Origin of the sequence: Kitasatospora sp. NPDC058492 (assembly GCF_042720685.1) — a bacterium.
Lineage (GTDB): Bacteria > Actinomycetota > Actinomycetes > Streptomycetales > Streptomycetaceae > Kitasatospora.
Genome location: NZ_JBHXMU010000159.1, coordinates 1 through 1,388, shown reverse-complemented (window position 1 = coordinate 1,388; position 1,388 = coordinate 1). Strand labels below are relative to the sequence as shown.

1 protein-coding gene is annotated in these 1,388 nt (G+C 66.9%); it reads left to right on the top strand.

The window, feature by feature from the left end; genetic code table 11:
• The first annotated feature begins 67 nt into the window (after positions 1–67).
• A complete protein-coding gene (locus ACFWPI_RS39615; RefSeq protein WP_380381126.1) occupies positions 68–1,222 on the top strand; it encodes an IS701 family transposase in 1,155 nt (384 codons plus the stop codon).
• Positions 1,223–1,388 lie beyond the last annotated feature (166 nt).

The following is a 1,388-nucleotide window of genomic DNA, read 5'->3' as shown; positions in this document are numbered from 1 at the left end:
TACTGCAACCGCATCTGGGCGTGACTGTGGGTGTAGGTGTTCGTTGTCTTGACTGTGTGCCTATGGGTTGACGGTTGAGCAGGTTGAGTCGTGGTCCGAGGGGATAGCCGGGTTTCATGCCCGGTTCGCTCGGCATTTCGGGAGGTCGGAGCCCCGCGAGCGGGCGCTGGACTACCTGATCGGGCTGCTCGCGCCGTTGGAGCGCAAAAACGGCTGGACGGTGGCCGAGCGGGTCGGGCAGTTGCGTCCCGACGGCGTCCAACGTCTGCTCAACCACTCCGACTGGGACGCGGATGCGGTGCGTGACGATGTGCGGGACTTCGTCATGGAGAGCATCGGCACCCGGGACGGCGTACTGATCGGTGACGACACCGGGTTCCTGAAGAAGGGAACGAAGTCCGCGGGTGTCCAGAGGCAGTACACCGGAACAGCCGGCCGCACGGAGAACAGCCAGATCGGGACGTTCCTGGCCTACGCCTCAAGCAGGGGGCGGGCGTTGATCGACCGCGAGCTCTATCTGCCGCTCTCCTGGACCGATGACCGCGAACGCTGCCGGGCGGCGGGGATCGGGGACGAGGTCCCCTTCGCGACGAAGAACGAGCACCTCAAGTGGATGCTTCAGCGTGCCATCGACGCCGGCGTCCCCTTCGCGTGGGTGACCGCCGACGAGGCGTTCGGGCAGGTGAGGCACCTGCGGTCGTGGCTGGAGGAGCGGGCGGTCGCGCACGTGCTGGCCACGAAGGTCAACGACATCGTCGTCACCGGCCAGGGCACGGACGTGCAGGTGGACCGGCTGATCGCCGCGCTGCCCCGGCAGGCATGGAAGCGCCTGTCCGGGGGCCGGGGCGCGCACGGGGAACGGATCTACGACTGGGCCCGCATCGCGATCCGCCCGCAGTGGACGAACGGCTTCGGGCACTGGGTCCTGGCCCGACGCAGCCTCAGCAACCCTGGCAAACTGGCCTACTACATCTGCTACGGACCGGTCGCCACCCGGCTGAAAGACCTGGTCAAGGTGGCCGCGGCCAGGTGGGCGGTGGAAGAGTGCTTCCAGACCGCGAAGGGCGACTGCGGCCTGGACCACTACCAGGTGCGACTCTATCGGGCCTGGTACCGCCACATCACCCTGGCCATGGCCGCCCTCGCCTACCTGACCGCCGTCCGCGCCCGGGAAGCAGAAAAGGGGGAAGCACGGACGACGGAGAAGAACTCATACCGCTGAGCGTGCCGGAGATCCGCCAGCTGATGGGACACATCATCGTCGTGCCCCACCACCATGCCAACGACCACCATCTCCACTGGTCACACTTCCGACGACGAAGCCAAGCCCGCGCCCGCAACTCCCACTACAAACGCCGAGGACACACCCCCCAGATGCGGTTGCAGTA